Here is a 26,384-nt window from a genome sequence, read left to right as displayed (position 1 = left end):
ACTATATGGCAGTAACAATGGCAGATATCACCAAGCTTCGCGCTCTCACAAGCGCCGGTTTGATGGACTGCAAAAAAGCTCTTGCCGAGACCGACGGTGACATTCAGGCCGCAGTCGAGATACTCCGCAAGAAAGGACAGGCCGTGGCAGCAAAGCGTGAAGACCGTAAAGCTGCTGAAGGCTGTGTGCTCGCCAAGAGCACCGGCAAGTTTGCCGCTATCGTGGCTCTTAACTGTGAGACTGACTTCGTGGCTCAGAACGCAGGTTTCGTCGGTCTTACCGAAAAACTTCTTGATGCTGCGGTAGCTGCTGAAGTCAAGACTCTTGATGAGCTAAAGGCTCTCGTTATTGATGGCCAGACAGTTGAGGCTCTTGTAATCGAAGAGGGTGGCAAGACCGGTGAAAAGACCGAAATCAGCGCTTACGAAGTTGTCGTGGCTCCCAATACCGCCGCTTACAACCACTTCAATAAGAAACTCGCTACTATCGTAGGTTTCAACGTTGAAGGCCTTGATGAGAAAGTGGGTCGTGAGGTTGCCATGCAGGTAGCTTCTATGAACCCCGTGGCTCTCAACCGTGAAAGCGTACCGCAGGCCGTTAAGGATGCAGAGTACAGCGTAGCTGTCGAGAAGACCAAGGAAGAGCAGGTTAAGAAAGCTGTTGAAGCGGCTCTCAAGAAAGCCGGCATAAACCCCAACCTCGTTGACAGCGAAGCTCACATCGAGTCCAATATCGCCAAGGGTTGGCTTTCCGAAGATGAGGCTGCCAAGGCTCGCGTCATAGCTAAGGAAACTGCAGAAGCTAAGGCTGCAAACCTTCCCGAGCAGATGATACAGAACATCGCACAGGGACGTCTCAACAAGTTCTTCAAGGAATCTTGCCTTATGGAGCAGGAGTTCGTTCAGGATGAGAAAGTGACTGTAGGACAGTATCTTGACAGCGTGCAGAAAGGTCTTGTCGCTGTTGACTTCAAGCGTGTCAATCTCAACCAAGACTAATCACAAGATAGTCATAACATTTTTTATAGAGGGTCACAATGGTAATTTCCGTTGTGACCCTCACTCTTTTATGGATGCACACCGCAGCCCCACAACCACGCTTATTAGCCTAATTAGACCAATTAGTCTAATTGCCCCCCTGTAAGTGTTAAAACTGCCCTTTACGCCCGATTGTGCATAAATAGGGTCCTCGCGTGTATTATCTTTGTGGTTGAAAACACACCCATAAATCCCGCCGTGCTATGAAATTTGACCAAGAATGGAGCGAGGCCATCTCACACCTCGACGCCCGCAGTCAGGCCCGTCTCACCGAGGCCATCCGCCACTATCAGAATACCGACACCATGCCCGTCGACCTCGACCCCGCCTCTATGATGGGCTTTCTCTTCGCCAAGGCCGTCATCGACCGCCGCAAGCGTGTCAACGCCCGGGCCCGCGAACGCCGCCGTCAGAAAGCCCTCTCGACCTCTATTAGACCTATTAGTCCAATTAGACCAATTAGTCCTATAAAACCCACTGAATCCACCGCCCCCGCTGCTCCTGCACCCTCGTCCCCCGTCACCGCCGACTACTACAAGGCCTTGCCGGGTTACCGCCGCAGTCACTCGCTCAGCTATCCGGGTCAGGAGGTGTGCAACGACTGGGACATGATTGAGGCTTGGCGTCCGCTCATGCTCCGCGACACCTCTTTCCTTCAGGGTCTGGCCGATTACCACCATGTGGGTGTAGACTTCATCACCGGCCACATCCCCACTTACGACACGTACCTGCTCAATAACAGGCGCGTTGCCGTCGACTGCCTCGAAGACTACCGTCTCGAGTTTGAGCGCTACATGATGTCGTCGATGCTGATGATGGGGCGCAGGAGCCGACGCTTCCAGCGCATGGAGTACTGATGATAAATGAGGTATATTAAGCTGCATGTCTGATAATTTGTAGAAATTTTGTAAATTTGTGGCTTAAATTGCGTATGATATGGAAGATAATACAAAGAATTCAAAAAAACTTTTTATCGGAGTCATAGTTTTAGGTGCGTTGCTGCTTATAGCGATACTCGCGTTTGTATTTACAGCGACTACTATGAACAAGAAAGTCGAAGAGGCCACGCTTGCCAACGAGCAGTTGCAGCTCACCAACGAGCAGCTTCAGCTCGCCAATGAGTATCAGGCACTTAATACGGAGTATGCGCAGTATGAAAACCAGTCGCAACTCCTTGTCAACGACTCGCTCGTAACCAAGTATGCCGCAGCGAAGAGCAAGGTCGAAAAACTCCTTCAGGAGCTTAATTCCGAGAAGCAGAAGAGCGCGCAGCGTATAAAGCAGCTTCAGGACGAGATAGGAACCCTGAAAAATATCCTGCGTCACTATGTGTCGCAGATAGACTCGCTCGGCAAGGAAAATGCCGGACTTAGAGCCGAAAATGCCGAGATTAAGCAGCGCAATCAGCAACTGACGACCCGTGTGGCCAATGAGACCAAGCGCAACGAGGTACTGTCGGAGCGCATGACGCTTGCCGAGAAGCTCAACGTCACGGGAGTAAGCCTTGTGGCCTTGAAGAAAAACGGAAAGGTAGAGAAAAACGTGACAAAGGCACGCCAGCTTGATGTGTCGTTTACCATACCGCAGAACAACTCCACTCCTGTGGGTGAAAAAGTGATATACCTCCGCATAATCAGTCCTGAAGGTTCGCTTCTCGGAGCCGGCGGTTCGTTTTCGTTTGAAGGAGGCTCGCTGCAATGCACGGCCCGTAAGACTATCGAGTATTCCGGCGAGGAGATACCCGGCATACATATATATTGGGATGTAAACACGACTCTTACTCCGGGTGACTATCTTGTCGAGCTGTTTGCCGATGATTTCCGTCTGGCTTCGCGTCGTTTCACACTGCGTAAATAACAGCATTTTATGGCCGGGCTCTGGACAACTGTTATCGAGGACATAAACTCCATCGAAGTCAACACGGTTTCGTCGATTTTCAAGCTGTGTCTCAGTCTTATCTTGGGGTGTTGTGTGGGTTTTGAGCGCAAGCGCAAGGGACAGATAGCCGGTGTGCGCACTTTCGCTCTTATATCAATGGGCGCCACTCTCGCCATGCTTCTGTCGATATATGTCCCGCAGGAATACATGGGACTTAAAAACGGCGACCCGGGGCGTATAGCCGCGCAGGTTGTGACAGGTATCGGTTTTCTCGGTGCCGGAGCCATAATACAGATGAAAGGTTCGGTGCGCGGTCTTACGACTGCCGCCGGCATATGGATGATAGCAGCCATAGGCATGGCTGTAGGTGTAGGCCTGTATCTGCTGTCTATCATAGCCACCGGACTCATATTGCTCATTCTTGTCGTTATCGAGCGCTGGGAGCATCGTATAAACGTCGGGGTCGAATCGCGTATAATAAGGATCAAGCTGTCGGTCATAGCCGAGGATATAGAGGGCTACCGGGAGGTGCTCATGCGGCATGGAGTGCATCTGACCAATGTTTACGTGGAGTATGACTATACGGGGCCGGTCACACGGCTCAATCTTGTGGTGTTGATACGCGAGAGCACCAATTATCTTAAGCTTTTTTCCGAGTTGCGTCAGGTCAAGCCTACAGACGCCATATCGATGGCCAATCAAGTAAGCATATAAAAAGAGATTTCATACGATGATACTATCTATTATATCGGCATTGATTCCCGCCGCCGAAGGAGCTGCATCGGATACTGCCGAGGTTATTTCCGACATACAGGTGGAGAATCTCGTGTCGGATCTTGCGTTTATACTAATACTCGGTGCTGTGGTCACCGTGCTGTTCAAGTGGATGAAGCAGCCTGTGGTACTGGGATATATCGTGGCCGGATTTCTGGCAAGTCCACACTTCGAGTACCTCCCTTCGGTGACTACCGAGAGCAATATTGAGTTTTGGGCGCAACTTGGTATCGTGGTGCTGCTCTTTTCGCTCGGGTTGGAGTTCAGTTTCAAGAAACTGCTTAATGTGGGCGGGTCGGCAGTAGTCACTGCGCTTGTCATAGTCACCGGCATGATGGCTTCAGGATTTGCCATAGGACATGTGCTTCACTTCTCGCACATGAACAGCCTGTTTCTCGGCGGCATGCTGTCTATGTCATCCACCACTATAATCATCAAGGCGTTTACCGATCTCAATCTGCGGCAGAAGAAGTTCGCTTCGCTTGTGTTTGCCGTGCTTATCGTGGAGGACCTTTTTGCGGTATTGATGATGGTCATACTGTCATCTATAGCTATCAACAAGAGCGTCGAGGGTACCGAGATGCTTTTCAGCATAAGCAAGCTCGTGTTTTTCCTTGTCATATGGTTTCTTGTCGGTGTTTATGTGCTTCCGTCGCTTCTTAATGCCATACGCAGGTATCTTAATAACGAGACACTGCTTATTATTTCCGTGGGTTTGTGTTTCGGCATGGCTGTGTTTTCTGTATACTGCGGTTTCTCGCTCGCACTCGGTGCATTTGTCATGGGGTCGATAATAGCCGGCATAAGCTACGCCGAGCGTATAGAACAGGTGATAACGCCGGTCAAAGACCTGTTCGGAGCGGTGTTTTTTATCTCCGTGGGCATGATGGTGAACCCGCATATCATCGTAGAGTACAGTTCGCCTATACTCATACTCTCTGCTGTTGTCGTCGTGGGCATGATTGTGTTCGGCACTTTCGGTATGCTTATAACCGGACAGTCGCTGAAAATAGCTATCGAGTCGGGATTTTCGCTGACTCAGATAGGAGAGTTCGCGTTTATCATCGCTTCGCTCGGTATGTCGTTGGGTGTGCTTGACCCTGTCATATATCCGATAGTGGTTGCCGTGTCGGTCATTACGACTTTTACCACGCCTTACTTCATACGCATGGCCGGTCCGTTTTACAAGATTGTGGAGCGGGTGCTGCCCGAGCGGTGGCATTTCCTTATCGACCGGTACAGCGACAAGGCTTCCTCCGAGAGTGAGACAAAGGCTTTGTGGATGTCGGTGCTGAAGCGTTATATGTGGCGTATTCTGCTTTATTCAAGTGTCATAATCGCCATAATACTCGTATGTGTCAAGTATCTTCTTCCGTGGATGCTTGAGGTGACTCCCTCATGGGGACGTTTCATATGCAGCGCCACTGCTTTGGTGATGATGTCGCCTTTCTTGCTGGCGCTTGCCATGCCGGCCTCTCGCAGGACCGAGCGTGAGCGTCTTATCGCCGCCAATGCGCATTTTGACGTGCCGCTTATAGTGATGGGTGTGTTCAGGGCTGTGTTGTCGCTTGGTTTCATCATATATACTCTCAGTGTCATACACTCGGCGAGAGTGGGCTGGATAGTGGGTTTTGTGATATTCTTCATACTTATAGGAGCTTGGTCGGGAAGACTTAAAAAACAGATGAGGGTCATCGAGTCGAGGTTTTTTAACAATCTGAACGAGCGTGAGCTCCGGCGAAGCGGTAAGAACAACAATCTTGTGAGCGACATGCACATGGCCTATATTGAGGTAGGGTACAATTATCCTTATGTAGGTGAGCGTCTTGTCGATTCCGACCTGCGCCGCCGTTATGGGGTGAATGTGGCCAGTATACAGCGTGCCGGTACCACAATCGCGGTGCCTAACGGAAACATGCGCCTGTTTCCCGGCGACGTGGTGGGTGTCATAGGCACCGACGAGCAGATTGAAAAACTGCTGCCTATTCTTGAAGCTAATCCAGACTCGGTAATAGACAGTTCGGTCAATGACATGAAGTTTACGAATATACAGCTGTCTGAAACGTCGCCACTTATCGGGCAGACTTCGGCCTCTGCGCAGATACGCGACAAGTATAGCGCGCTCCTCGTGGCCATACAGCATCCCGACGGTACTTATGATCATCCTACTGGCAGTACCGTATTTCGTCCCGATGATATATTGTGGATAGTGGGCGACCCAAAACGCATAGCCAAACTTAAGTAAACTGTTGCCATGTGGATTGCTCTTGCCATACTGTCGGCGCTGTGTCTCGGCGCTTACGATATATTCAAGAAGATTTCGGTCGCAGGCAATAATGTGCTTGTAGTACTGTTTTTCAATACTCTTTTCAGCGCTCTGCTCATGTCGCCGGTCATCATAGCCGGGTTGTGGGCGGGCAATTACGGCCTCGGAAATACCGTGTCGGGCCATATGCTTATCGTGCTGAAGTCATTTATCGTGCTGTCATCATGGCTGCTCGGTTACTTCGGCATCAAGCATCTGCCTCTCACTATAGTCGGACCTGTGAATGCTGCCCGCCCGGTGATAGTGCTTGTGGGTGCGTTGATTATATTTGGCGAGCGTCTTAACTGGATGCAGTGGACCGGTATAGCGCTCGGTTTTGTGTCGTTGTACTTCATAAGCCGCATAGGAGGACGCGAGGGATTCTCTTTGAAAGAGAGCCGGTGGCTTTGGTTTAGCATCGGCGCCACGTTTATGGGTGCGGTCAGCGCTCTATATGATAAGTTTCTGCTTCGTTTTTATGAACCGTTGGAGGTTCAGGCATGGTATTCGTTTTATCAGTTGCTGATCATGGGGGCCACTATAGCCGTGCTTCTGAAAGTGAAAGGCTCGTCGGTGCCATTCCGCTGGAGCTGGGCCATACCTTTTATATCGATATTCCTGACCGTTGCCGACATTGCCTACTTTTATTCGTTGTCAATCGACGGCTCTATGATAGCCGTTGTGTCGATGATACGCCGCGGCAGCGTCATCGTGTCGTTTCTTTACGGAGTGACGGTGCTGAGAGAGAAAAACATACGTCTGAAGCTGGTCGACCTTTCCGTTCTGCTTGTAGGTCTTGCTTTCCTTGTGGTGGGCAGCCGCTGACGTGCCGGTCACTCTTCGTCGCATGAAGCGTGGGCATAGTGGCGCGTTGCTTGGCATTCATGCAGTTCATGGTCTACTATTATGTGGCGGTTGGCCATTCCGGCTATGGTCGACATCTCGTGTGACACGAGTATTATTGTCGTGTCGGCCGCCAATCCGGCAATTATATTGTATAGTTCATGCTCGTAGTGCTTGTCAAGATAGCTTAGCGGTTCGTCAAGCACGAGTATGTCAGGATGCGATATGAGCGCCCTGCCTATCAGGGTACGCTGAAGCTGTCCGCCCGACAGCTCTCCTATGGCGTGGCCGGCGTGGTCCTGAAGGCCCATCAGTTCGATTGTGTCGAATATCCTTTTTCTGCGCTCTGCGTCGTTTATGTTCTTGTCGGCGAGCAGACCGAGCTCAATAACCTCTTTTACCGTGATGGGAAACCGGCTGTCAATAAGATTCTTTTGCGGAAGATAGCCGATAGACAGATTTTTTACCGGCACTCCGCGGTTGAGGTAACGCACCTGTCCGCGGGTGGGATGCGCAAGCCGGAGTATGAGCCGCAGAAGTGTCGTCTTGCCCCCTCCGTTGGGGCCGGTTATCGCGAGGAAGTCGTTGCGCCGGATGTCGATGTTTATGTCACGCAGTATGATTTTGCGGTCATACTGCATATATATGTCGCTGAGCGATATCAGTATGTCATTTTGAGAGTGCATCGGCTATGTTGAGCATTTCTTTGTCCCAGTGGTAGCTGAGCGGATTTATGTTTACGAGAGTGGCGCCGATCTGTTCGTTGGCTACCTGCGCCTGCCGGGAGTCGATGTCTTTCTGGAAAAACATGACTTTTGCGTCATGGGCTTTTGCGTCATCGATAGTTTCCTGAAGCATGCCTATGGAGGCCTCTTTGCCCTCGGGACTGAGCGATATCTGGGTAAGGCCGTAGTCGCGGGCGAAGTAGCTCAGCGATGGGTGCCATACGACAAAAGCCGTGCCCCGCTTGTCGGCCAGACCTGCCGCTATCGTATCTTGCAGCGCGTCGAGTTCGGTCAGGAGCGAACGTAGATTGTCGGCGTAGTAGCCTTTGTTGTCGGGGTCGAGGTCGACCATGGCGTTATACATGTTGCTCGCTATCTTGCGTGCGTTGACCACGGAGGTCCATGTGTGCGGGTCTGGTTCTTCGTCGCGCTGTCCGGAGCCGTGGCTATGGGTTCCTGTAATGAGCGATATGCCTTCGGAGTTGTTGTACAGCTTCAATGCCGGATTGTTGTTGTGTACCTTGTTTATGATGGCGCTCTCGAAAGGTATGTTGCCCATGCGGAAGTATGCCTTGCTGTTTTCAAGGTTCAGCAGATGGGTGAGGCTCGGGTCGTAGGACTCGGGATTGGCGCCGTTGGATAGCAGGCACTTGACGTCCCACTTGTCGCCGACGATTTTCTCCAGCAGATACTTCTGCGGCTGTATGCTTACCGTGATTGTGGGTCGGCTGTATTGCTGTCGCGCACAGGACGTGAATATTACTGCGGCTATGATTGTCAGAGCCATGACCGCTGTGGCGAGCGTGTGTGCGTATGTGCCGTTGTATTTGTGCGAGTTGTTCATTTTCGTTATAAAATCATATATTTCATATCGCTTCGTAAACGAAATGATGAAGCAGATGGCGTGCCTTGTCAAGATCTATGTCGCCGCGGGTCATAAGCATCATCGGCACTTCCTGAAGCTCATCGGTGTAGGGCGGTTGTATGTATTCGAAACGGGGCTGCGCCGTGAAGCCGTGGCGACGGTAGAAGTCGATGCGGCGTCGGGCCATGGGTCCGGAGTCAGGAAGCTCCACTTCAAGCACCACAGGAGTTGACGTAAGCGAAAGGAAGCGGTCAATGGCCAGTGCACCAAGTCCGTGCTGTCTGTAGGCGCGGTCAATGGCGAAGTGCTCTATGTAGGCGACTTCGGGAAACTGCCATGCTGTAATGAAGCCCACGGAAGTGTCACCGTCCATAATCATATAGGCCGAGAACATGTCGTGGCCGTTGTGTATTTTGTCGGTCATGTCATCCCACGGTCGGCGCTCGTCGGCAGGAAAGGCTTCAAAATATACTTTCCTGAAGTGTTCGAGGCTTATGTCGGTGCCGTGTGCCTTTATCAGTGTAATATTCATGTCGTAAAGTTAGTCTAAAAAGAAAAAAGAAACAATTTTTATTTGAAAATTGATAGAATTATTATATAAATGTGTAATTTTGCTTTCCGAAAGTTAACAGTTTCAAAATATAACAAAGAACTAAAATCATAAGTTTATGGCTAAAGCACAGTTGGACTCCTTGGACTACAAAATTCTTCAGACTTTGTCGACAAACGGACGTAAACCATTTCTTGAGATAGCGCGCGAATGCAATGTCTCGGGGGCTGCTATCCATCAGCGCATACAGAAACTTATGGCCCTTGGAGTGCTCCGGGGCTCGGAATGTCTTATCAACCCGGCGTCGGTAGGGTATGATACGTGCGCTTACATAGGCTTCTTCCTCAAGGACCCGAGTAAGTTTGACGAGGTTGTCGAGAAACTGAAGGCCATACCCGAGGTTGTTGAAGTGCACTTCACTACCGGTCAGTATGACATGTTCATCAAACTATATGCACGCAACAACGACCACCTTCTGCACATTATCCATGAGCAGCTTCAGGGTCTCGGACTGGCCCGTACCGAGTCGCTGATTTCCTTTAAAGAGGTTTTCAAACGACAGCTTCCTATTGTTGAGAACAAGGAATAAACATTTTTGCCGGGTAACAATTTATATATAGTATAACGTAGTATAAAACTGAAGAAATATGGATTGCCCGGAATTACTGCTGAATGCTATGTCATGGGCCCGCGAGGCGGGTGCCGTGCATATGAGTTATTTCAGAGGAAAAGAGCTTGGTGTGGAATCCAAGTTCAATGACAGTGACATAGTCACGGCCGCCGACAAGGCTGCCGAGCGGTTGCTCATAGGACATATCAGGGATGAATATCCCGACCATTCGATACTGTCGGAGGAGTCGGGTGCGAGTGACCATACAGGCGATTACCGTTGGGTCATAGATCCTCTTGACGGCACTACCAATTTCAGTCAGGGACTGCCGCAGTTCAGTGTATCGGTGGGGGTGGAGTATAAAGGAGAGCCGCTTATAGGCGTGGTATTCGCTCCTTATCTGAATGAGTTGTTTCATGCCGTCAGAGGCGAGGGCGCTTATCTGAACGGCACCCCTATATCGGTATCCTGCAAGTCGGAGCTCGGTCACAGTGTTGTGGCTACGGGCTTTCCGGTTGACAAGGACAGTAATCCCGACAACAATCTTGACAATGTGGCGGCTGTCATGCCGCGTGTGCGCGGACTGCGCCGGCTCGGTTCGGCCGCTATGGATCTGTGTTATGTAGGGGCGGGATTTCTCGACGGCTACTGGGAGATGAATCTACATGCTTGGGATGTGTGTGCCGGGCTGCTTGTGGTCGAGGAGGCGGGAGGACGGTATACGCATTTCCGTCATGACCGCAATATATCGTTAGTGGCCGGAACCCCCGACATACACGACCGTCTGCTTGCGCTGCTTTCATCGGGAGCCAAGCTTTGATTTTACATATTTTATACAAAAAGTACTATGAATGACAAACAGCTGTTTGCCGACTATCAGAAGTATTTTTCTGTAGAAGGCCTGAAAAACAAGTTGTCGGCCATCGGCAAGTCGGCCGGTGCGTCGTTGGTATATCTTGTGCTTCTTCTGTATTATGTGGTTACTGATTCCAAGCTGCCGCTGAAGGACCGGGCCATCATATACGGTGCGCTCGGATATTTTATCCTGCCTGTGGACCTTATACCGGACGCTATGCCTATTGTCGGGTTCTCCGACGATATGGCGGCTGTGATCGCCGCGCTCAATGCCATCAAGGGCAATATCACTCCCGAAGCGAAATCCCGTGCGAGGGAGCGCCTCGGCCGCTGGTTTCCAGCGGTCACCGACAAGGACCTTCCTGCCGATTTCCGCTAAGAGGCGTGTAGACCGGGAGCATAAGGCTGATAAGGCCTGCTGTGTGGGGGCATGCGTGGTGTAGCCGTAAGCGTTATTGCAGCTGTCGAGAAGTCAATGTGTTAACAATGAGTAATAAAATTGTTAAAAAAGTTGCATAATTAAAATTAGATTCATTAATTTGCGGTGATAATCATCATTTACGGCGACGCTGTCGCAAAGAATCAATATTTATCGCATTTGTGAAGAGGTATAATTTATATAGTACTCCCCTTTATGAACGGGAATGGGCAAATTACCCCCCCCGTTTTTCTCTAACTCACTGATAGTTAGTGTTTTATGCGGCTTATCTCCGAGCCGCCATCCTTTTTACACGCTTCAACGAACTTTTTTTATCCAATCGGGTCATTGTACCGGTGCCGATAGTCAGGCGCCGATTATGTCCTGTGCCCGGATGACACCTGAGCATCTTGACGCCACCGCCGATTGTACGCCTACTCCGCGGTGCGGGGTTATCTCCAGTGAATGCCATGAGGCTTGCGATGCGCATATAAGACCGATATTCCCTAAACATATGAAAATAAAAATTCTCGCAGCAGTCCTGCTGTGGGCGCTTGGTTGTGTCCATACGTCAGCCCGGGATTTAGCTGTCAAAACCAATCTGCTCTATGACGCCGCTCTTACCGTAAATGCCGGCGCGGAGCTTCAAGTGTCACCCCGATGGTCGGTGGACCTGTCGGGCAATCTTAATGCATGGACTCTCGACGAGGGCAAGAAGTGGAAGCACTGGCTTGTACAGCCCGAAGTGCGCTATTGGTTCTGCGAGGCGCTTGGCGGTCACTTTGTGGCCGGTCATCTGCTCGGCGGTCAGTACAATGCCGGTCATCTTGACTTGGACTTCAAGCTGCTCGGCACCGACTTCGGCGCACTTGACGACCACCGTTATCAAGGATGGTTCGGCGGTGTCGGTGTGGCTTACGGCTACAGCTGGTTGCTCGGGCGTCATTGGAATCTCGAGGCCGAACTCGGCATAGGCTGGATTCATACGCGCTTTGACCGCTACGAGTGTGCCGGTTGCGGCCGCGCCGTAGGCTCGGGCCGTCATAATTACTTCGGCCCCACGAAGGCTGCACTCAACCTTGTGTATGTATTCTGATTTCTTTAACCCAGCATGAACGCCTGCTTTATGACAATAAAAATGCTTAGCCTCGGCGCCGCGCTTTTAGTGGCCGTCCAATCGCCGGCCGCTATCCTCGAGAGCGCCGACAGCCGCGTGAAGGGTCTCAGCGTAGAGCGTACCGACAACAATCTGTTGGTCAATATGACACTCGACTTCACCGGACTTAAACTGAAAAGTGACCGCGAGGTGACCTTCATACCCGTACTGCATGCCGCGGACAGTACGGTGACTCTGCCGTCGGTGACGGTAGCGGGTCGTAACCGTTATATACAGAACATCCGTCACCGCACCGCCTTGCCGGGCGACATGCTTGTGCGGCCGGGTTCGGATGTGGAGTACAGCGCCATAATACCCTACAGCCGGTGGATGGAGAGTGCGGTGCTGTCGTTGTCGGAGGACCTGTGTGGCTGCGGTTTTGAACCGATAAGCTCCGTTATGACCGATGTGGCTCAACTCGACTTCCGCGAGCGTACATTTGCTCCGCAGCGGGTCTACATAACTCCACGGGTAGAGACCCGTAAAGAACGCTCTGTAAAGGGGCAGGCCTATATCGACTTCAAGGTCAATCGCACCGATATCGAGGCCGGTTACCGTCGTAATCCCGAGGAGCTCGGGTCCATACGCGCCACTATCGACGCAGTGCGGGACGACGCGGATTCGCGCATAGAGGGCATAACCGTTACGGGCCATGCCTCGCCCGAGGGCCCGTACGAGAACAATGCCCGGCTTGCCGAGGGGCGTACGGCCGCTCTCGCCGGCTATGTGCGCGACCTGTATTCGTTTTCGCCCGAGTTGCTGCGCTCTGCTTCAGTGGCCGAGGACTGGGACGGTCTTCGCCGTCGGGTCGAGGAGTCGCAGATCGACAACCGCCAAGGCATACTTGACATCATAGCGTCAGACGACCTCACTCCCGACGTCCGCGAGTGGAAACTGAAGAGTACTTATCCCGGACAGTACCGCTATCTGCTCGACAATGTATATCCGGCCTTGCGCCGCAGCGACTATACGATAACCTACGTGGTGTCGTCGTTCAGCGATCCGGCCAAGATAGCGGAGGTCATGGCCGCCGATCCGCGTAAACTGAGCCTGCACGAGCTTTACATACTGGCACAGTCGCTGCCGGCCGACTCCGACCGTTTCCGGGAGGTCTTCGAAGTGGCCGTGCGTATGTATCCCGACGCTCCCGAGGCCAATCTCAATGCCGGAGTGACAGCGCTGTCATTCGGCGACCTTGTCAACGCTGAGCGGTATCTGGCCAAGTCAGGCGATACTCCCGAAGCCGTCTATGCCCGCGCCGTTCTTGCGGCCCGTCAGGGCGACTACACAGCCGCCCGTGCCGGACTTGAAAAAGCACGGCAGAAAGGCGTGAAGGAGGCCGACGACGCCATGGCACAGCTTGACGAATACACATCATGGCTCGAACTGAACAATAAATAATCATCATCAATACTCTTTTTATTCATTTAATTCATTTAAAGATGAAAACAATTAAATTTTATGCCGGAGCAGCCGCACTTCTTGCAATGGGTGCTTTATCATCGTGCTCCGGTGACGAACCCATGAAAGGGCAGGACCCCGGTAAGGTCGAGGCTGATCAGACGCAGTATATGACTGTCGCTATCTGCAATCCTACGAGTGGCGTCAATCAAGGCGGCCGTGCCGACTTTCAGGACGGTTCAGCAGCTGAAAGCGCTGTCAATAAACTCGTGTTCGTATTCTACGACGGAGCCGGCAATCCTACGGCTACCATGAAGTCGGTGACAGGCGACGAACTTGCCGACGGATGGAGCGATAAAGCACCCTCTACAGATGTATGGGGCAACAGTAATGTCACCCGGTTCTGGAAGTCGACAATTCCGGTCGAGATGACTCAAGGACAGAATAAACCGGCCTATGTGATGTGTTATGTGAACCCTATCGACGAGACCGGCATATCGACTATGACCCTTAAGGAGCTTGAAGGAGCGACACGTGTGCGCATCAAGAAGAGTGTGGGCGGTACCGAATACTTCGCAATGAGCAACTCCGTTTATTACGGTACTGATCCGATATCGGGCCAGTCAAAAGTACGCATGATGGCTACACCTATCGTAGACGGTAAACTTTTTGATACGGAGGCTGAAGCTGACGCCGCTACCGGCGACGATGCGGTAGTCAATATTTTTGTAGAGCGTTATGCCGCCAAAATCGGTCTTACGCTGGAGCCCGGCAACATAGAACCCAACGCGGTGAACGTAGTCGGCGCTGACGGCAGTATCAGTGCAGGCAGCATCAAGTTCACACCCGCTTATTGGCGTCCTAATGCTATTGACGAGGAGACTTATGTCACGAAGGCATTTTCCACCAGCGCAGCGGCAGGCCCGACCAATCCCGCGACTTGGGCCGAAATGGAGGATGCGTTTAAAAATACAGGTATGCCCATATGGAATTTGGATGGCGACCATCGCTCATTCTGGGCATGCTCGCCTTCGTATTATGCAAATGATTATCCCCGTGTATCAGACAACATAACCGACAAGAATGACTGGGAAACGGCATTTCCGTATGATCTGCGTTACTTCACCTATAACCAGATAGCCAACGGCATTGACGGCAGCAGACCTTCCGACCCGGGTATAGCTTGGAATGCGACAGACGGCTTCAAAACAGAAGCGGGTTCAAAGGATGATGAGGCATCGGGTTACTTCTACTCGCGCGAGACAACCGCCAGCATAGATAATATAATATCGACGACATTGAACAATAAAGCCGTTGTGGCATCGGCAGTCATAGTGGGCAATTATAAACTGGCTACAGCTGACGATAACTCCGATTTTTATCTTTACGGCAAGAAAGAAGGCAAGGATAATTATTATGGCGATGTGGCTCTGCTTAAATCCACTATGCTTGCCAATCAGAGTGTGATCTATCTGGACGAAAATGGTGAACAGAGCGCTACGAATGGAGACTGGTTTGAAATCGAGCATCCTGAAGCCGCTGTACGCGGCACGGAGAATGTGGCCGGACGTCTTGTGACATTGCAGCTTAAAAATAATCTTCCCGAAAATCAGGCTCTGTACTTCTACGACGGTACAACCAAGGCTTATGAGGTCATAACCGAAGATAACCTTGCCGCAGCCAACCGTCTGTTGTGGAAGACAGTATCTACCGCCCAGATGTTCTCCGACGGTCTTGCGTTCTTCTCGATTCCTATCCGTCATCTGGGCTTCGGCCAGAACCTTAACGGCGTAGAGGTGGTAGAGGACGCCAACGAAAAATCCAATGTATACAAATGGCAGAACATGCGTCGCGGTGACTTCGGAGTTGTACGCAACCATGTATACAACCTGAACGTAAGCAGTATCAAAGGACTCGGAGTAGGTCTTCGCAGCGCCGACCAGCCTATCGTGCCCCCCATGGATCCTGACAACTATTATGTAGCCGCCCGTCTTAACATACTCGCTTGGCGACTCGTTCCCATTCAGGGAGTCGAGCTATGATGAGTTCATTCTTAACATTATAATTCAAATCAGGCGAGGGAACCATCCCTTGGTGCTTCCCTCGCCTTTATCATGAATAGCGGTTCATATCAAGTAAGCCGCAAACACCGGCAACGGTGAAATTACCGCAACAGACATACTGCTGCCGTTTCAGAATCCCGTCAAGGGAAGCGAAACCACTGAAACAGACCATAACGAGAGTCTCATGTCATATAAACAGATGTCAGACTCCACTATATATAAAGATAATAAACAAAACATTATAAAATGATACATCCTACAATGCGCGGTATGGCTCAACCGACACCGACACTGGCTATGATCAGTGCGTTGGTGTTGGGTTTAAGTTCATGTGATTCGATGATTTATGAAGATCAGGGCGACTGCTCGGTTCATTACCGGGTACCTTTTACATTTACAACCAATATACTGAATGCCGATGCTTTTGCATCGCAAGTCACGTCGGTCACGCTCTATGTCTTTGACCGTCACGGCCAGCTCGTGCTCAGCAAGTCAGACAGCGGAGCATCGCTTGAATCGGGCGACTACGGGATGGATATCGATCTTCTGCCGGGTACTTACGACATGGTGGCGTGGTGCGGCGGTGACTCTCCGACGGCCGACCCGGCGGTGTTTGCCATAGGTGGCGGGGCGCAGCCCTCCTCGATGAGCGCCCTGTCGGCTACTTTGCCGCTGAAGGAAGCAGCCGGTGATTATTACGTAGATCAGGATATAAAGCCGATATTTTACGGAACGGTAAGCGGAGTGACGTGTGAGGCCGGTGCATACGGTCATATCGACCTGCCGGTTATAAATCTTATGAAGGACACCAATGTGCTCAAGGTGGTGCTTGAAAATATCGACGGTACCGAGATGAAAGCCGATGATTTTCTGATAGAGATATTGGCCGACAACAGTGCGATGGACCATCGCAACAATCTTATGGGTACCACCACGGTATCTTATCGTCCGTGGGCTACGCGAATGCTCGCAGCCGACCGCAACGAGTCAAAGGCCGATGACAGTCAGTTGCCATCAGGACTCATGGCGGAACTGACTACCGGACGTTTTATGACCGACCGCAGGCCCATGCTCCGCGTAACGCGCAAGGATGACATGACTGTAATCATCAATCTTGATCTGATACGGTATCTTGTCATGGTCAAAGGCCACTATCAGGGTCTTTACAGCGATCAGGCTTATCTTGACCGCATGGATGAGCATACTCTCGCGTTCTTTATCGATGCCGACAAGAACTGGTATACAGCCGGCGGCATCAGCATAAACGGCTGGCGGATTGTGCCTGAACAGGATGAGGATCTTTAATTGTATAACGATACGGCAACATCAAAAATGAAATACGGATTGAAAAGGCACCTCTGGTCATGTGTAACGGCAGCGATGCTTGCTGCAGCCGTTATGCCGTCCGCGGGATGTATCGGTGAAAATGCCGATTGTCCTGACGTGACGGCCGATGAGGGCAAGAAACTGACAATGCAGTTTACGGTAGTGACCCGCAAACTACCTGCGGCGCATCGTGATTCGCGTGCGGTTGCGGCGCCTGACGAAACCCAACTGGGGTATGCCGATGAAAATTATCTTGACCTTGCGTCGATGCGCTTCATCCTGCTGGACGGAGAGGGCAATGTGATGACCACCTTTATGCCCGATGTAGTGCCGGAGGACGGAGGCAATTACGTGAAGTATACGGTCAAGGCGAGCATAGCGCAGTCGTATTTTATAGAATCGGACGGGCCTTATGCAGACTTCCATATAATGGTGACAGGCAATGAGGCCGCTCACTCGCCGAGCCGGTTCGGTTTTGCTCCGGGCATGAATTTACAGCAACTCTGCGATGCAAAGACGGTGGGTACATTCGGATTTCCACTTGCTAAAGACGATGGCAACAGTGGCTACCTGTGGGAGCCTTCGATAGAGAACAAACAGTATATACCCATGTCGGGAATACAGTATTTCAGCATATCGAAGGACGAGCTTGTAAACAGTACGGAGGACAGACCGGTCAATCTGTCGGTGGCTGCCGACGGTTCGCAGGATATAAATATGCTTAGAGCCATAGCAAAGATCGAGGTCATCGACCGTATAGGCGCCACAGGTGACGGCGACGCCACCATCCAGCCCGATCCGGCGGACCGGGCGTCGATTGACAAAGTAGAGCTGAACGGATGCTGGAGCCGCGCATCGATATTGCCTGCTTTGGACAACTGGAGTGTGGACGGTACTGTCGAGACCCAGTATGTGAGTACTCCGAGCATACCGTCGGATGCCCGTTATAATGAGCCGCTTAGCTTTGCCGTACTGCATCAGGGGGGAAACGGTCAGGCAACGCAGAATTCAGCGGCCGTTGTGGGATTTTATTACGACGGTCAGGCTACGGCGGCGCGTGCTGACGGATGCCGCGTCTATTCGGCCTATGTAGCGGAATACGCCCCCTATGCTCTTGACGGGCGTGAGAAGGCATGGGTACAAGTGACTGTCAAAATGGCCGGAGGTCATGACGGTGACGAAAACAACCCCGTATATGAGATGAAGCTTGCCGAGTACAACAACGGTATAGCCACAGGCCGATATGTGGATATTCTTCGCAACAGCATATACAGGTATGAGATAAACAGCGTGAGCACGGAGACGGAGCTTTACGTGCGGTATACGGTGTGTCCGATGAGTGAATATTCCATAGACATTCCTACTTTTAATTAAAGGTATAGAAAATAACAGCTATGATAGTGAGATTATATAACAGATATGTATCGGTGCTCTTTCTGCTGGCGGTCCTTATGTGGTCATGCACCGACGATATAGTGCCCGGGGCGGCTGTGGAGGAGGGTTTGTATACCCGAATTAATCTGAAGATATCGACTCCCGAGATGCCACAGTTGACTTCGCGAGCCGATATGTCGCAAGATGATCTTTTCAGGGTAAATTCGCTTTGGGTGGGCATCTTTAACGTCAATACCGGCAATGTGACTTACAGTCATCTGTTTACCGATGGTGACAGCGGCTTTACGTCGGGTGTCAAGAATCATAATGAATGGACGCTGAATAATATAACCACCCGCTCCGGCATGAGCTATATAGTGGCCGTGGCCAATCCTGACGTTAACGACGGCTACAAACTCAATGCATCGGGAGAGCCGGGCGCTGCCGCTAAGCTGTCGGAATTACTCGCGGGAGTCTCGTCATGGACCGATTTTCGTAGCATCGTAATAGAGAGAGGTGTGTTCCAGAATGCGGCCGTGCTTTCCGAACCGCAGGCCCCGATGACTATGAGCGGTGTCTACTATGAGGGTACAAGCGATCCTGCCGACTGGACGGCGGTCAAGCCTGCGGCGATACCTGAAGCAGGCCAAGATGAAAAGGTGACGTTGAGTGGCATGGTACATCTGCGCAGGCCTTACTCGCAGGTGAAGTTTAATGTAAGTGTAGAGCCCGGCAGCGATATAGTCGATATTAACGTGGAGTCATTTTATGTGCGCAATGTGCCTACCTACAGCTGGCTATATGAGCGCTCGCAGAGTGCGGATGCTCCGGCTGCAATCACGGATTACGCCAATGCCGGCGATGCCATGCAGCCTGACGCGTCAAAAAACCGAAATTACCCTACATCGCTTTCAAATGTGGCACCGGTGGCATCGGCCGGAGTCACCTCTTTTGACTTCTGGATGATGGAAAACAAGCGCACGGGACGTTCCGAATTTTTTGACGGTGTAACGGGTGAGAATGCCTATCAGAAGCGTGAAATTGAATACAAGAACGGCAATAAAAACACCGGAGTGTATGAGAGTCTGTGTTCTACTGAGACGGCTACGCTTAATAATAACGCAACTTATGTGGAGATCTACGCCACGGTGACTTACCGGGATGGCAATAATCTTGATAATCCGGAGGAGATAGGCACAGGTGACGGAACGGGCACACTTCCTGATGAAGTCCAAAGTCGCACGGCTGAGGTGGTGTATATAGTGCATCTGGGCTATATAAATAATGTGGCTACCGACTTTAACAATCTGCGTAATTCAATATACACCTATAATGTGAGGGTACGTACGGCCAACAGCGTCATTCTTGAGGCTTTCCGTATGGGAGAGCGGCAACCCGGTGCCGCAGGTACAGTGACTGATGTCACCGACCGCCTTGAGCATCTTGACGCACATTCCGGTGTGTTTAACATATACCTGACGCAGGAGGAGATAAAGAATTTCAGCTTTACGATGAGGTCCTACTATAACGGTGAGGAGCATGTGATACAGCAGTTTAATGACGGTACCGGAAATATTCCCGAAAAAGACTCCGAGGAGTTCCGGTTCTATGACTGGATTGAGTTTGTGCCTACCGGAATAACGGGTCAATCCACTGCCAATGAGCGCAGGCTTGCGCTTTATCCCGATTTGACAGCCGGAGGTGATGTTGTCAAGTATTATGCCGGTGAGCTGCGTACTTCAGAAGAGAGGGGGCAGTACTTTACCGTATATGTCAACGAGAATGCTTATGTGCCGCGTTATGGTGATACCGATTGGGGCAATGAGGTAGGTAATGACTGGCATGCTTATGTGAACCAAAAACCGCGTCAGGCTTGGTTCAATGTCAGTCAGGAAACATCGGATGACGGGGAGAGCGTCTATTACCGGTCGAAATATGCTCTGACGCAACAATCAATACAGACTTATTATAACTTGGACGATACTGACATAAGCACCGCTTTGGGCATTGAGCATACCAATGAGACGTTTGGCATGAATATGCGATGGACCAGTGCGGTGGGTAGTGACGGTCTTGACCCTGACAACGGGCGCTACAACGTGTGGCTGAAAGCCGGTGGCCGCAACGGCGGCAGTACAGCCGGCAGATGGAATGAATACCTTACGATGAACGCTCTTCAAAGCGTCAATGCCATAACCAATAGGGCACAAATGCAGTATGCCGCTGATTATTTCAATACGGCATCAGGAACCTATAATGTGCCGCATCAAGTACTTATTACTTCCGGACTTAATGGTACTGCCGGGTTTTATAACGGTGTGTCGAGCGAGTATGACCCTCAGATTAGCGGTAACAGCCGTCAATATGTAGAGTCAATGTTTGCGTGCATGAACCGCAACCGCGACGAGAACGGAAACGGAATCATTGACGCGCCTGAATTGAAATGGTATGTGCCGGCTTCAGGCAAATATGTGCGTATGATACTTGGGCGCAGAACATTGGCGCAGCCGCTTATGGACTATCAGCAGGGTACATTGACATATGCTTGTACTAACGGAGGTAATACGTTGTATCATTTCATAACAAGTGATAATATTATAGTTTGGGCCGATGAAGGCATGTCATCAAGTTCCTTCTATGGTTCTGCTAATCAATATAGTTATGCTCCATGGCAGGTGAGATGCATACGTAATCTTGGTACTGACCTTACAAGCGTTTCTTCCGGCGAAAAAGTCGAGGCCGCTTATTATGATAAAGATAAGGACGCCGATACAGGAGGTGGTGTAGTTAAGATCCGGGCGTATTATGGTACCGCTCTCCGTGAAAATCGTACGACGCCATTGCCTATGCATAAGTCAAACAGTATTAACAATGCTCTCGGCAGATATGGATTTGAAATAGCTGTAAAAGGCAACGGTATCTCTGCATCTAACGAGGAGGCAACTGTTACTTTTGCAAATAGTAATGCCGGATTCACCCGTTATCAGAATTCGGTTAATGATGCTACTCCATGCGCCACGTTGAATCAGAGTAGCGGCAGAACCGGATGGCGGGTTCCGAATCAGTCGGAGGTTGTGATTATGCGCCGAATGGGGATCTTAAGCGATAATGGCAATACAACAAGTCAGTTTATGACTTGTACACAAGAGTATTACTCGAATGCAACTCCGGCTGTTGGTTCGGGTGATGTAAGTCGTAATTATAGAATACTCACTGTCAGAACAAGTTTGGCTACAGCGCAGGAGTTTAATGGGATTAATGTGGTACGCTGCGTACGTGACCTTACTGCATCCGAGGCCAATAAATCGTATAACGATATTGTGAACAATCGATAATATAGTGTATGCGCTTTGGGGCTGAGATAATCTTATTTACTGTAGCACTGATTTGGACAGGGTGCTCGGGTGGGCCGAAGTCGGCGCCGGCTGATGCGGGTGCGGCTCCGACGGCTCGGGCGGCCGATATGCCGGGTGAGTTGCCGCTGCCAGAGGTGCCGGACTCTTTGACGGAACCTTCGGCCCGTGCAGGATATGCCATAGAGCACTTCTGGGACGAGATGGACTTCGGCAACCGTCGGTTGAGCCTCGACACAGCGTTTATGGAGCAGAACTTCGCCAATTTTCTCGGGCTTGCGGCTATGGCCGGGCATGATGCGAGGAGCGTGGCCGTGGGGCGGCTGATGGATTGCGCGGCGGCCGGTGGCCGGGAGCCGTATGAGTTTCTGTGCGGCGTGGTGGAGAAGTATCTTGCCGATCCTAATTCGCCGATGCGCGACGAGGACATGTATATGGTGTTTCTCGACCGTATGGCCGTGGACGATCTGCTCGGTGAGGCCGGTCGGCTGCGCGCGGCCCATCGGCTTGCCATGGCCAGCCGCAACCGTCCCGGGATGAAGGCGGCCGACTTTGCCTATATTACGCGCGACGGCAAGCGGCACCGGCTTCACGAGGGGACTGCGGGGTCAGGGGCGACACTGCTTATGTTTTATGATCCGGACTGTGAGCGGTGCAAAGCCGTGCTGCAGGCGCTTCAGGGGTTGCGGCTGCCTGAGGGCGTGCGTATGATAGCGGTTGATGTGGAAGATGACAGGTCATTATGGGAGAGGGGCATAGATGCATTTCCTCCGCAATGGACGGTGGGACTTGCCGCCGAGACTGTCGACGAGCTCTATTCGCTGCCGGCGCTACCGGTGTTTTATCTGCTTGACGGCGAGGGGCGTGTAGTGCTAAATGACCCTCCGGTGGACCGGCTGTTGAAGACGATAGGATGTTAGATATTTTTTATATATGTTTTTAATGCAGAGTTTTTTAGATTTGATTTTTTTAGTGGGGCGGAACGGCATAGTGCTTATGAGAATAGGAAAGGTGTCGTGAGATACTGTTTTTTTGAAGGGAAGGGCACCTGAGACTTAATCAGTGCCTTGACCGAAACCGCCTTTGTGAAAAGGCTCATGTAATACTTATGTTCTTTGATAAGGGTGAGGCGTCAGTCTCACCCTTTTGCCGGAGAAATCGGGCAGAATAGGCTAATTGATGTAATTGTTTTTAATATTGGGTCAAAAGATGTAATTTTGTGGAAAATTAAACTATTGACAGAATGGAAAAAATCATACTTACGGGCGACCGGCCCACAGGAAAATTGCATCTTGGGCATTATGTGGGCTCGCTGAAGCGTAGAGTCGAGCTGCAAAATTCGGGAGAGTTTGACAAGATATTTGTCATGATAGCCGATGCACAGGCTCTTACCGACAACGCCGATAATCCGGAGAAGGTGCGCCAGAACATTATCGAGGTGGCTCTCGACTACCTGTCGGTCGGTATTGACCCTTCAAAGACTACGATCTTTATCCAGTCGCAGGTGCCTGAACTTACGGAGCTTGCGTTTTATTATATGAATCTTGTGACTGTGTCGCGCGTACAGCGCAATCCTACAGTGAAGACGGAGATCAAGATGCGCAACTTCGAACAGAGCATACCGGTAGGATTTTTCTGCTATCCGGTGAGTCAGGCTTCAGACATAACCGCATTCAGGGCAACGACGGTGCCGGTAGGAGAGGATCAGGCTCCGATGATAGAGCTTACGCGAGAGATAGTAAACCGGTTTAACAACGTGTATGGCGACACTCTTGTAGAGCCGGAGATACTGTTGCCTGAAAACGAGGCATGCCAGCGTCTGCCGGGTACTGACGGCAAGGCCAAGATGAGCAAATCGCTCGGCAACTGCATCTATCTTAGCGACAGCGCCAAGGAGGTGTCAAAAAAAGTCAAGAGCATGTATACCGATCCGTTGCATCTAAATGTGTGTGACCCGGGACATCTTGAAGGAAACTGCCCGTTTATATATCTTGACGCTTTCTGCAAGGAGGAACATTTTGAACGTTACCTGCCGGAATACAAAAATCTTCAGGAGCTGAAGGACCATTATACGCGTGGCGGTCTGGGCGACGGTACGGTGAAAAAGTTTCTTGCCGCGGTCATCGAGGAGGAACTTGCCCCGATACGCGAGCGCCGTAAAGAGTGGGAGCAGAATATACCGGCGGTGTATGACATACTGAAGCGTGGTTCAGAGGAAGCACGCCGGGTGGCTGCGTCGACTCTTGATGACGTGCGTCGTGCCATGCGCATAAACTACTTCGACGACATGGACCTTGTAAGCGAGCAGTCCAAGAAATACTCGGGCAAGTAAGAGAGTCAATTAGTCTAATAAGGCTGATTGGTCCAATAAAACAATAGCGGGCATCGTGCTGTCACGATGCCCGCTATTGTTTAAGTTTAGGCTGGTCGTTATTCGGTGCGCTCGGCTTCTACGCCGGCCTCGTTGTCAGCTTCGGCGTCGTACCAAGTGGAGTACATCAGGTAGTTTTTCGCGATTTTTCGGTTTATCTCCTTGCTCTGTTCAGGATCGACCATCTTGATGAATTTTGCCGGAGCGCCTCCCCACAGTTCATTGGGGCCAATCTGTGTACGTGATAGCACGACACTGCCTGCGGCTACCAAAGCACCTTCGCCGACCACCGCATCGTCCATGACCACGGCTCCCATGCCTATTAGCGCAAAATCATGGATTTTGGCTCCGTGTACAGTCACATTGTGGCCTATCGACACGTCATTGCCTATCTCTATGGTCGATTTCTGATATAAGGTGTGCAGCACCGAGCCGTCCTGAATATTGACCCGGTTGCCGATTTTGATTGAATTGACGTCGCCGCGCAGAACTGTGTTGAACCATATGCTACAGTCATCGCCCATGATGACGTCGCCTATTATCGTGCAGTTGTCGGCAAGAAAGCAGTTTTTGCCTATGACCGGGGTGTAGCCCCTTACTTTTTTTATGAGTGCCATAATTGTTAGAGTATATTAATCGGAGTATTCGTTTTTTGTAAGCGGCCGGGTTTTGTGGTCGAGCCATGCGCGGCCTTTTTCGTCAAGGCATGGCGACAGGGTGTCGTGTACACGCTTGTGGTATTCGTTAAGCCAACGGAGCTCTTCATCGGTAAGCATGGCGGTGTCTACAAGCCGCAGGTCGAATGGGAACAGCGTGACAGTGTCAAACTTCAGAAATCGCGCGAAGTCGGTGGTAAACGCCGGTACGGTAAGCATCAGGTTCTCGCAGCGTATGCCGTACTTGCCTGTAAGATATATGCCCGGTTCGTTGGATGTCAGCATGCCCGGCTTGAGTGTGACCGGATTTTCGTTGAGCCGTATGCTCTGCGGCCCTTCATGGACGTTGAGGAAGTGTCCTACGCCGTGACCTGTGCCGTGGAGGTAGCCTTTGCCCTCGGCCCACATAGGCATGCGGGCTAGCGCATCGAGCTGCGCGCCACGTGTGCCTTCAGGGAATACAGCCATGGCAAGTGCTATGTGGCCTTTCAGCACGAGCGTGAAGTCGTGGCGTTCTTCCGGTGACGGGTCTCCGATCGATATGGTACGTGTTATGTCGGTAGTGCCGTCGAGGTATTGTGCGCCGGAGTCGACAAGCAGAAGTCCATCGCCTGCAATTACGGCGTCGGAAGCCACATCGGCCTCATAGTGGACTATGGCGCCATGTTCCTTGAAGCCGGCTATCGTGCCAAAGCTGTCGTCGAAGTAGAGCGGTTGCTCGGCCCGGTATCTTGACAGTATGCGTCCGACTTCCATTTCGGTCACCCGTTCGCCTGCCGACAACCGCGTCTCCAGTTCTGCAAAACCATTGACGAGGGCCACACCGTCGCGCAACATTGCATCGTGCAACCCTTGAACCTGCACTTCGTTGCGCAGTGACTTGAGTTCCGGTATCGGAGAGGCGGTTTTTACGGCTTTGTCACCAAGAGCGTCGATAAACGCTCTTGACGCTTTGGAAGGGTCGACAAGTATTCTGACATCGGAGGGCAATGCCGAAAGGAAAGATGCCGCTTCGGAGTATGGCGCCTGTGTGATGTCTAATGCGTCAAGATATTCTTTTACCTGACCGTCGAGTTTTATATCGTCGACAAAGAGAGTAGAACCTCTGGCTGAAAGATATAGAAACGAGGCGAATACCGGATTGTATGCAACGTCGGAGCCTCTGAGGTTGAGCGCCCATGCTATTTCGTCGAGAGCCGTGACAAATGCCGCTTCTGCGCCTTGGCCGGCCGCGGCATTGAGAATTTTACCGATTTTATGCTTGGCTCCTTCACCGGCGTATTTCTCCTCATATATAAATACAGGGCTGTCGGGGAGCTCCGGTCTGTAGGTACGGTTGTCGGCTGCGGCTGTAAAATCGGTGGCGAGTTTTATATCGTGCCGCGCAAGCGTCTTCTCAAGTCTTTCAGACTCGTCGGCTGAATATATAAGTCCGTCTATGCCGACTGTATGGCCGGGTTTAAGTGCGGTTATTATGAAGGAGGCTATAGATGGAGTGTCGGGCAGACCGGCTTTCATCAGTTTTATACCGGTGTCTTCGAGTTGCTGCGCCGCTTGGAGGAAATAACGCGAATCGGTCCAAAGGAGAGCTTCGTCAGGTGTCACCACAAGATCACCGGCCGAACCGTTGAATCCGCTGTAGTACTCGCGCAGATGCCATTGAGGCGACATGTATTCACTCTGATGAGGGTCAGAGTGGGGTATGACCGTAAGGTCTATGCCTGATGCCGCCATGGCTTGCCGCAATGTACCGAGGCGTTTTTTTATCTCTTTAGTCATATTTGGTTGCTATATTAATTAATGTGTGCTGCAAACATACGAAAA

Annotated in this window: 22 protein-coding genes; 17 read left to right on the top strand and 5 right to left on the bottom strand. The window is 51.3% G+C overall.

Annotated elements, in window-relative coordinates; all coding sequences use genetic code 11:
* Positions 1-5 precede the first annotated feature (5 nt).
* From tsf to FW767_RS07100, 6 genes are all read left to right on the top strand, one after another.
* The gene (tsf, locus tag FW767_RS07125; RefSeq protein ID WP_121699939.1) at positions 6-998 is read left to right on the top strand and encodes a translation elongation factor Ts; all 993 of its coding nucleotides are present in this window, start codon (positions 6-8) and stop codon (positions 996-998) included.
* Positions 999-1,240: 242 nt separating this feature from the next.
* Complete coding sequence (locus FW767_RS07120) at positions 1,241-1,894, top strand: DUF6291 domain-containing protein (RefSeq protein ID WP_150980425.1); 654 nt, start codon at positions 1,241-1,243, stop codon at positions 1,892-1,894.
* Positions 1,895-1,973: 79 nt separating this feature from the next.
* On the top strand, positions 1,974-2,894 hold the full coding sequence (locus FW767_RS07115; protein ID WP_121699943.1) for a hypothetical protein: 921 nt from the start codon (positions 1,974-1,976) through the stop codon (positions 2,892-2,894).
* A 9-nt stretch (positions 2,895-2,903) separates the two neighbouring features.
* A complete protein-coding gene (locus tag FW767_RS07110; RefSeq protein WP_121699944.1) occupies positions 2,904-3,629 on the top strand; it encodes an MgtC/SapB family protein in 726 nt (241 codons plus the stop codon).
* A 16-nt stretch (positions 3,630-3,645) separates the two neighbouring features.
* A complete protein-coding gene (locus FW767_RS07105; RefSeq protein WP_121699945.1) occupies positions 3,646-5,934 on the top strand; it encodes a cation:proton antiporter in 2,289 nt (762 codons plus the stop codon).
* A 9-nt stretch (positions 5,935-5,943) separates the two neighbouring features.
* Entirely contained in the window at positions 5,944-6,819 is an 876-nt protein-coding gene (locus FW767_RS07100; protein ID WP_121699946.1) for a DMT family transporter, read from the top strand.
* Positions 6,820-6,827: 8 nt separating this feature from the next.
* Here FW767_RS07100 and FW767_RS07095 read toward each other — a convergent pair whose 3' ends face one another.
* The 3 genes from FW767_RS07095 to FW767_RS07085 are packed head-to-tail and all read right to left on the bottom strand — an operon-like array spanning position 6,828 to position 8,959.
* The gene (locus FW767_RS07095) at positions 6,828-7,523 is read right to left on the bottom strand and encodes a metal ABC transporter ATP-binding protein (protein WP_121699947.1); all 696 of its coding nucleotides are present in this window, start codon (positions 7,521-7,523) and stop codon (positions 6,828-6,830) included.
* Positions 7,507-8,406, bottom strand: coding sequence for a metal ABC transporter solute-binding protein, Zn/Mn family (locus tag FW767_RS07090; RefSeq protein WP_121699948.1), 900 nt, complete (start codon positions 8,404-8,406; stop codon positions 7,507-7,509). The genes FW767_RS07095 and FW767_RS07090 overlap by 17 nt, the downstream gene beginning before the upstream one ends.
* 22 nt (positions 8,407-8,428) lie before the next feature.
* Complete coding sequence (locus FW767_RS07085; protein WP_121699949.1) at positions 8,429-8,959, bottom strand: GNAT family N-acetyltransferase; 531 nt, start codon at positions 8,957-8,959, stop codon at positions 8,429-8,431.
* 136 nt (positions 8,960-9,095) lie between these two features.
* Between FW767_RS07085 and FW767_RS07080 the strand changes: the two genes are divergently transcribed.
* From FW767_RS07080 to trpS, 11 genes are all read left to right on the top strand, one after another.
* On the top strand, positions 9,096-9,566 hold the full coding sequence (locus tag FW767_RS07080; RefSeq protein WP_121699950.1) for an Lrp/AsnC family transcriptional regulator: 471 nt from the start codon (positions 9,096-9,098) through the stop codon (positions 9,564-9,566).
* Positions 9,567-9,624: 58 nt separating this feature from the next.
* Positions 9,625-10,407 (top strand): inositol monophosphatase family protein, encoded by a 783-nt coding sequence (locus FW767_RS07075; protein ID WP_121699951.1) that lies wholly within the window; start codon positions 9,625-9,627, stop codon positions 10,405-10,407.
* 27 nt (positions 10,408-10,434) lie between these two features.
* Complete coding sequence (locus FW767_RS07070) at positions 10,435-10,821, top strand: YkvA family protein (protein WP_121699952.1); 387 nt, start codon at positions 10,435-10,437, stop codon at positions 10,819-10,821.
* 553 nt (positions 10,822-11,374) lie between these two features.
* The gene (locus FW767_RS07065) at positions 11,375-11,956 is read left to right on the top strand and encodes a DUF3575 domain-containing protein (RefSeq protein ID WP_121699977.1); all 582 of its coding nucleotides are present in this window, start codon (positions 11,375-11,377) and stop codon (positions 11,954-11,956) included.
* A 30-nt stretch (positions 11,957-11,986) separates the two neighbouring features.
* On the top strand, positions 11,987-13,417 hold the full coding sequence (locus FW767_RS07060) for a DUF3868 domain-containing protein (protein WP_205523851.1): 1,431 nt from the start codon (positions 11,987-11,989) through the stop codon (positions 13,415-13,417).
* A gap of 41 nt (positions 13,418-13,458) precedes the next feature.
* Positions 13,459-15,459 (top strand): fimbria major subunit, encoded by a 2,001-nt coding sequence (locus tag FW767_RS07055; RefSeq protein WP_121699954.1) that lies wholly within the window; start codon positions 13,459-13,461, stop codon positions 15,457-15,459.
* 267 nt (positions 15,460-15,726) lie between these two features.
* Positions 15,727-16,785, top strand: coding sequence for a FimB/Mfa2 family fimbrial subunit (locus tag FW767_RS07050; protein WP_121699955.1), 1,059 nt, complete (start codon positions 15,727-15,729; stop codon positions 16,783-16,785).
* Between the two features lie 27 nt (positions 16,786-16,812).
* Positions 16,813-18,180 carry a hypothetical protein gene (locus tag FW767_RS07045; protein ID WP_121699956.1) on the top strand — a complete coding sequence of 456 codons (1,368 nt, stop codon included), beginning with the start codon at positions 16,813-16,815 and terminating at the stop codon, positions 18,178-18,180.
* A gap of 20 nt (positions 18,181-18,200) precedes the next feature.
* Positions 18,201-21,515, top strand: a complete 3,315-nt coding sequence (locus FW767_RS07040; RefSeq protein ID WP_121699957.1) for a DUF4906 domain-containing protein — start codon at positions 18,201-18,203, stop codon at positions 21,513-21,515.
* Between the two features lie 8 nt (positions 21,516-21,523).
* Complete coding sequence (locus FW767_RS07035) at positions 21,524-22,453, top strand: DUF5106 domain-containing protein (protein WP_150980422.1); 930 nt, start codon at positions 21,524-21,526, stop codon at positions 22,451-22,453.
* A gap of 323 nt (positions 22,454-22,776) precedes the next feature.
* Positions 22,777-23,865, top strand: coding sequence for a tryptophan--tRNA ligase (gene trpS, locus FW767_RS07030; RefSeq protein WP_121699959.1), 1,089 nt, complete (start codon positions 22,777-22,779; stop codon positions 23,863-23,865).
* Positions 23,866-23,963: 98 nt separating this feature from the next.
* Here trpS and FW767_RS07025 read toward each other — a convergent pair whose 3' ends face one another.
* Positions 23,964-24,521, bottom strand: coding sequence for a gamma carbonic anhydrase family protein (locus tag FW767_RS07025; RefSeq protein WP_121699960.1), 558 nt, complete (start codon positions 24,519-24,521; stop codon positions 23,964-23,966).
* Positions 24,522-24,536: 15 nt separating this feature from the next.
* Positions 24,537-26,339 carry an aminopeptidase P family protein gene (locus FW767_RS07020; protein WP_121699961.1) on the bottom strand — a complete coding sequence of 601 codons (1,803 nt, stop codon included), beginning with the start codon at positions 26,337-26,339 and terminating at the stop codon, positions 24,537-24,539.
* Positions 26,340-26,384: the final 45 nt, after the last annotated feature.

Origin of the sequence: Heminiphilus faecis, assembly GCF_008728965.1 — a bacterium.
Lineage (GTDB): Bacteria > Bacteroidota > Bacteroidia > Bacteroidales > Muribaculaceae > Muribaculum > Muribaculum faecis.
This window is presented reverse-complemented; position numbering and strand designations above follow the sequence as displayed.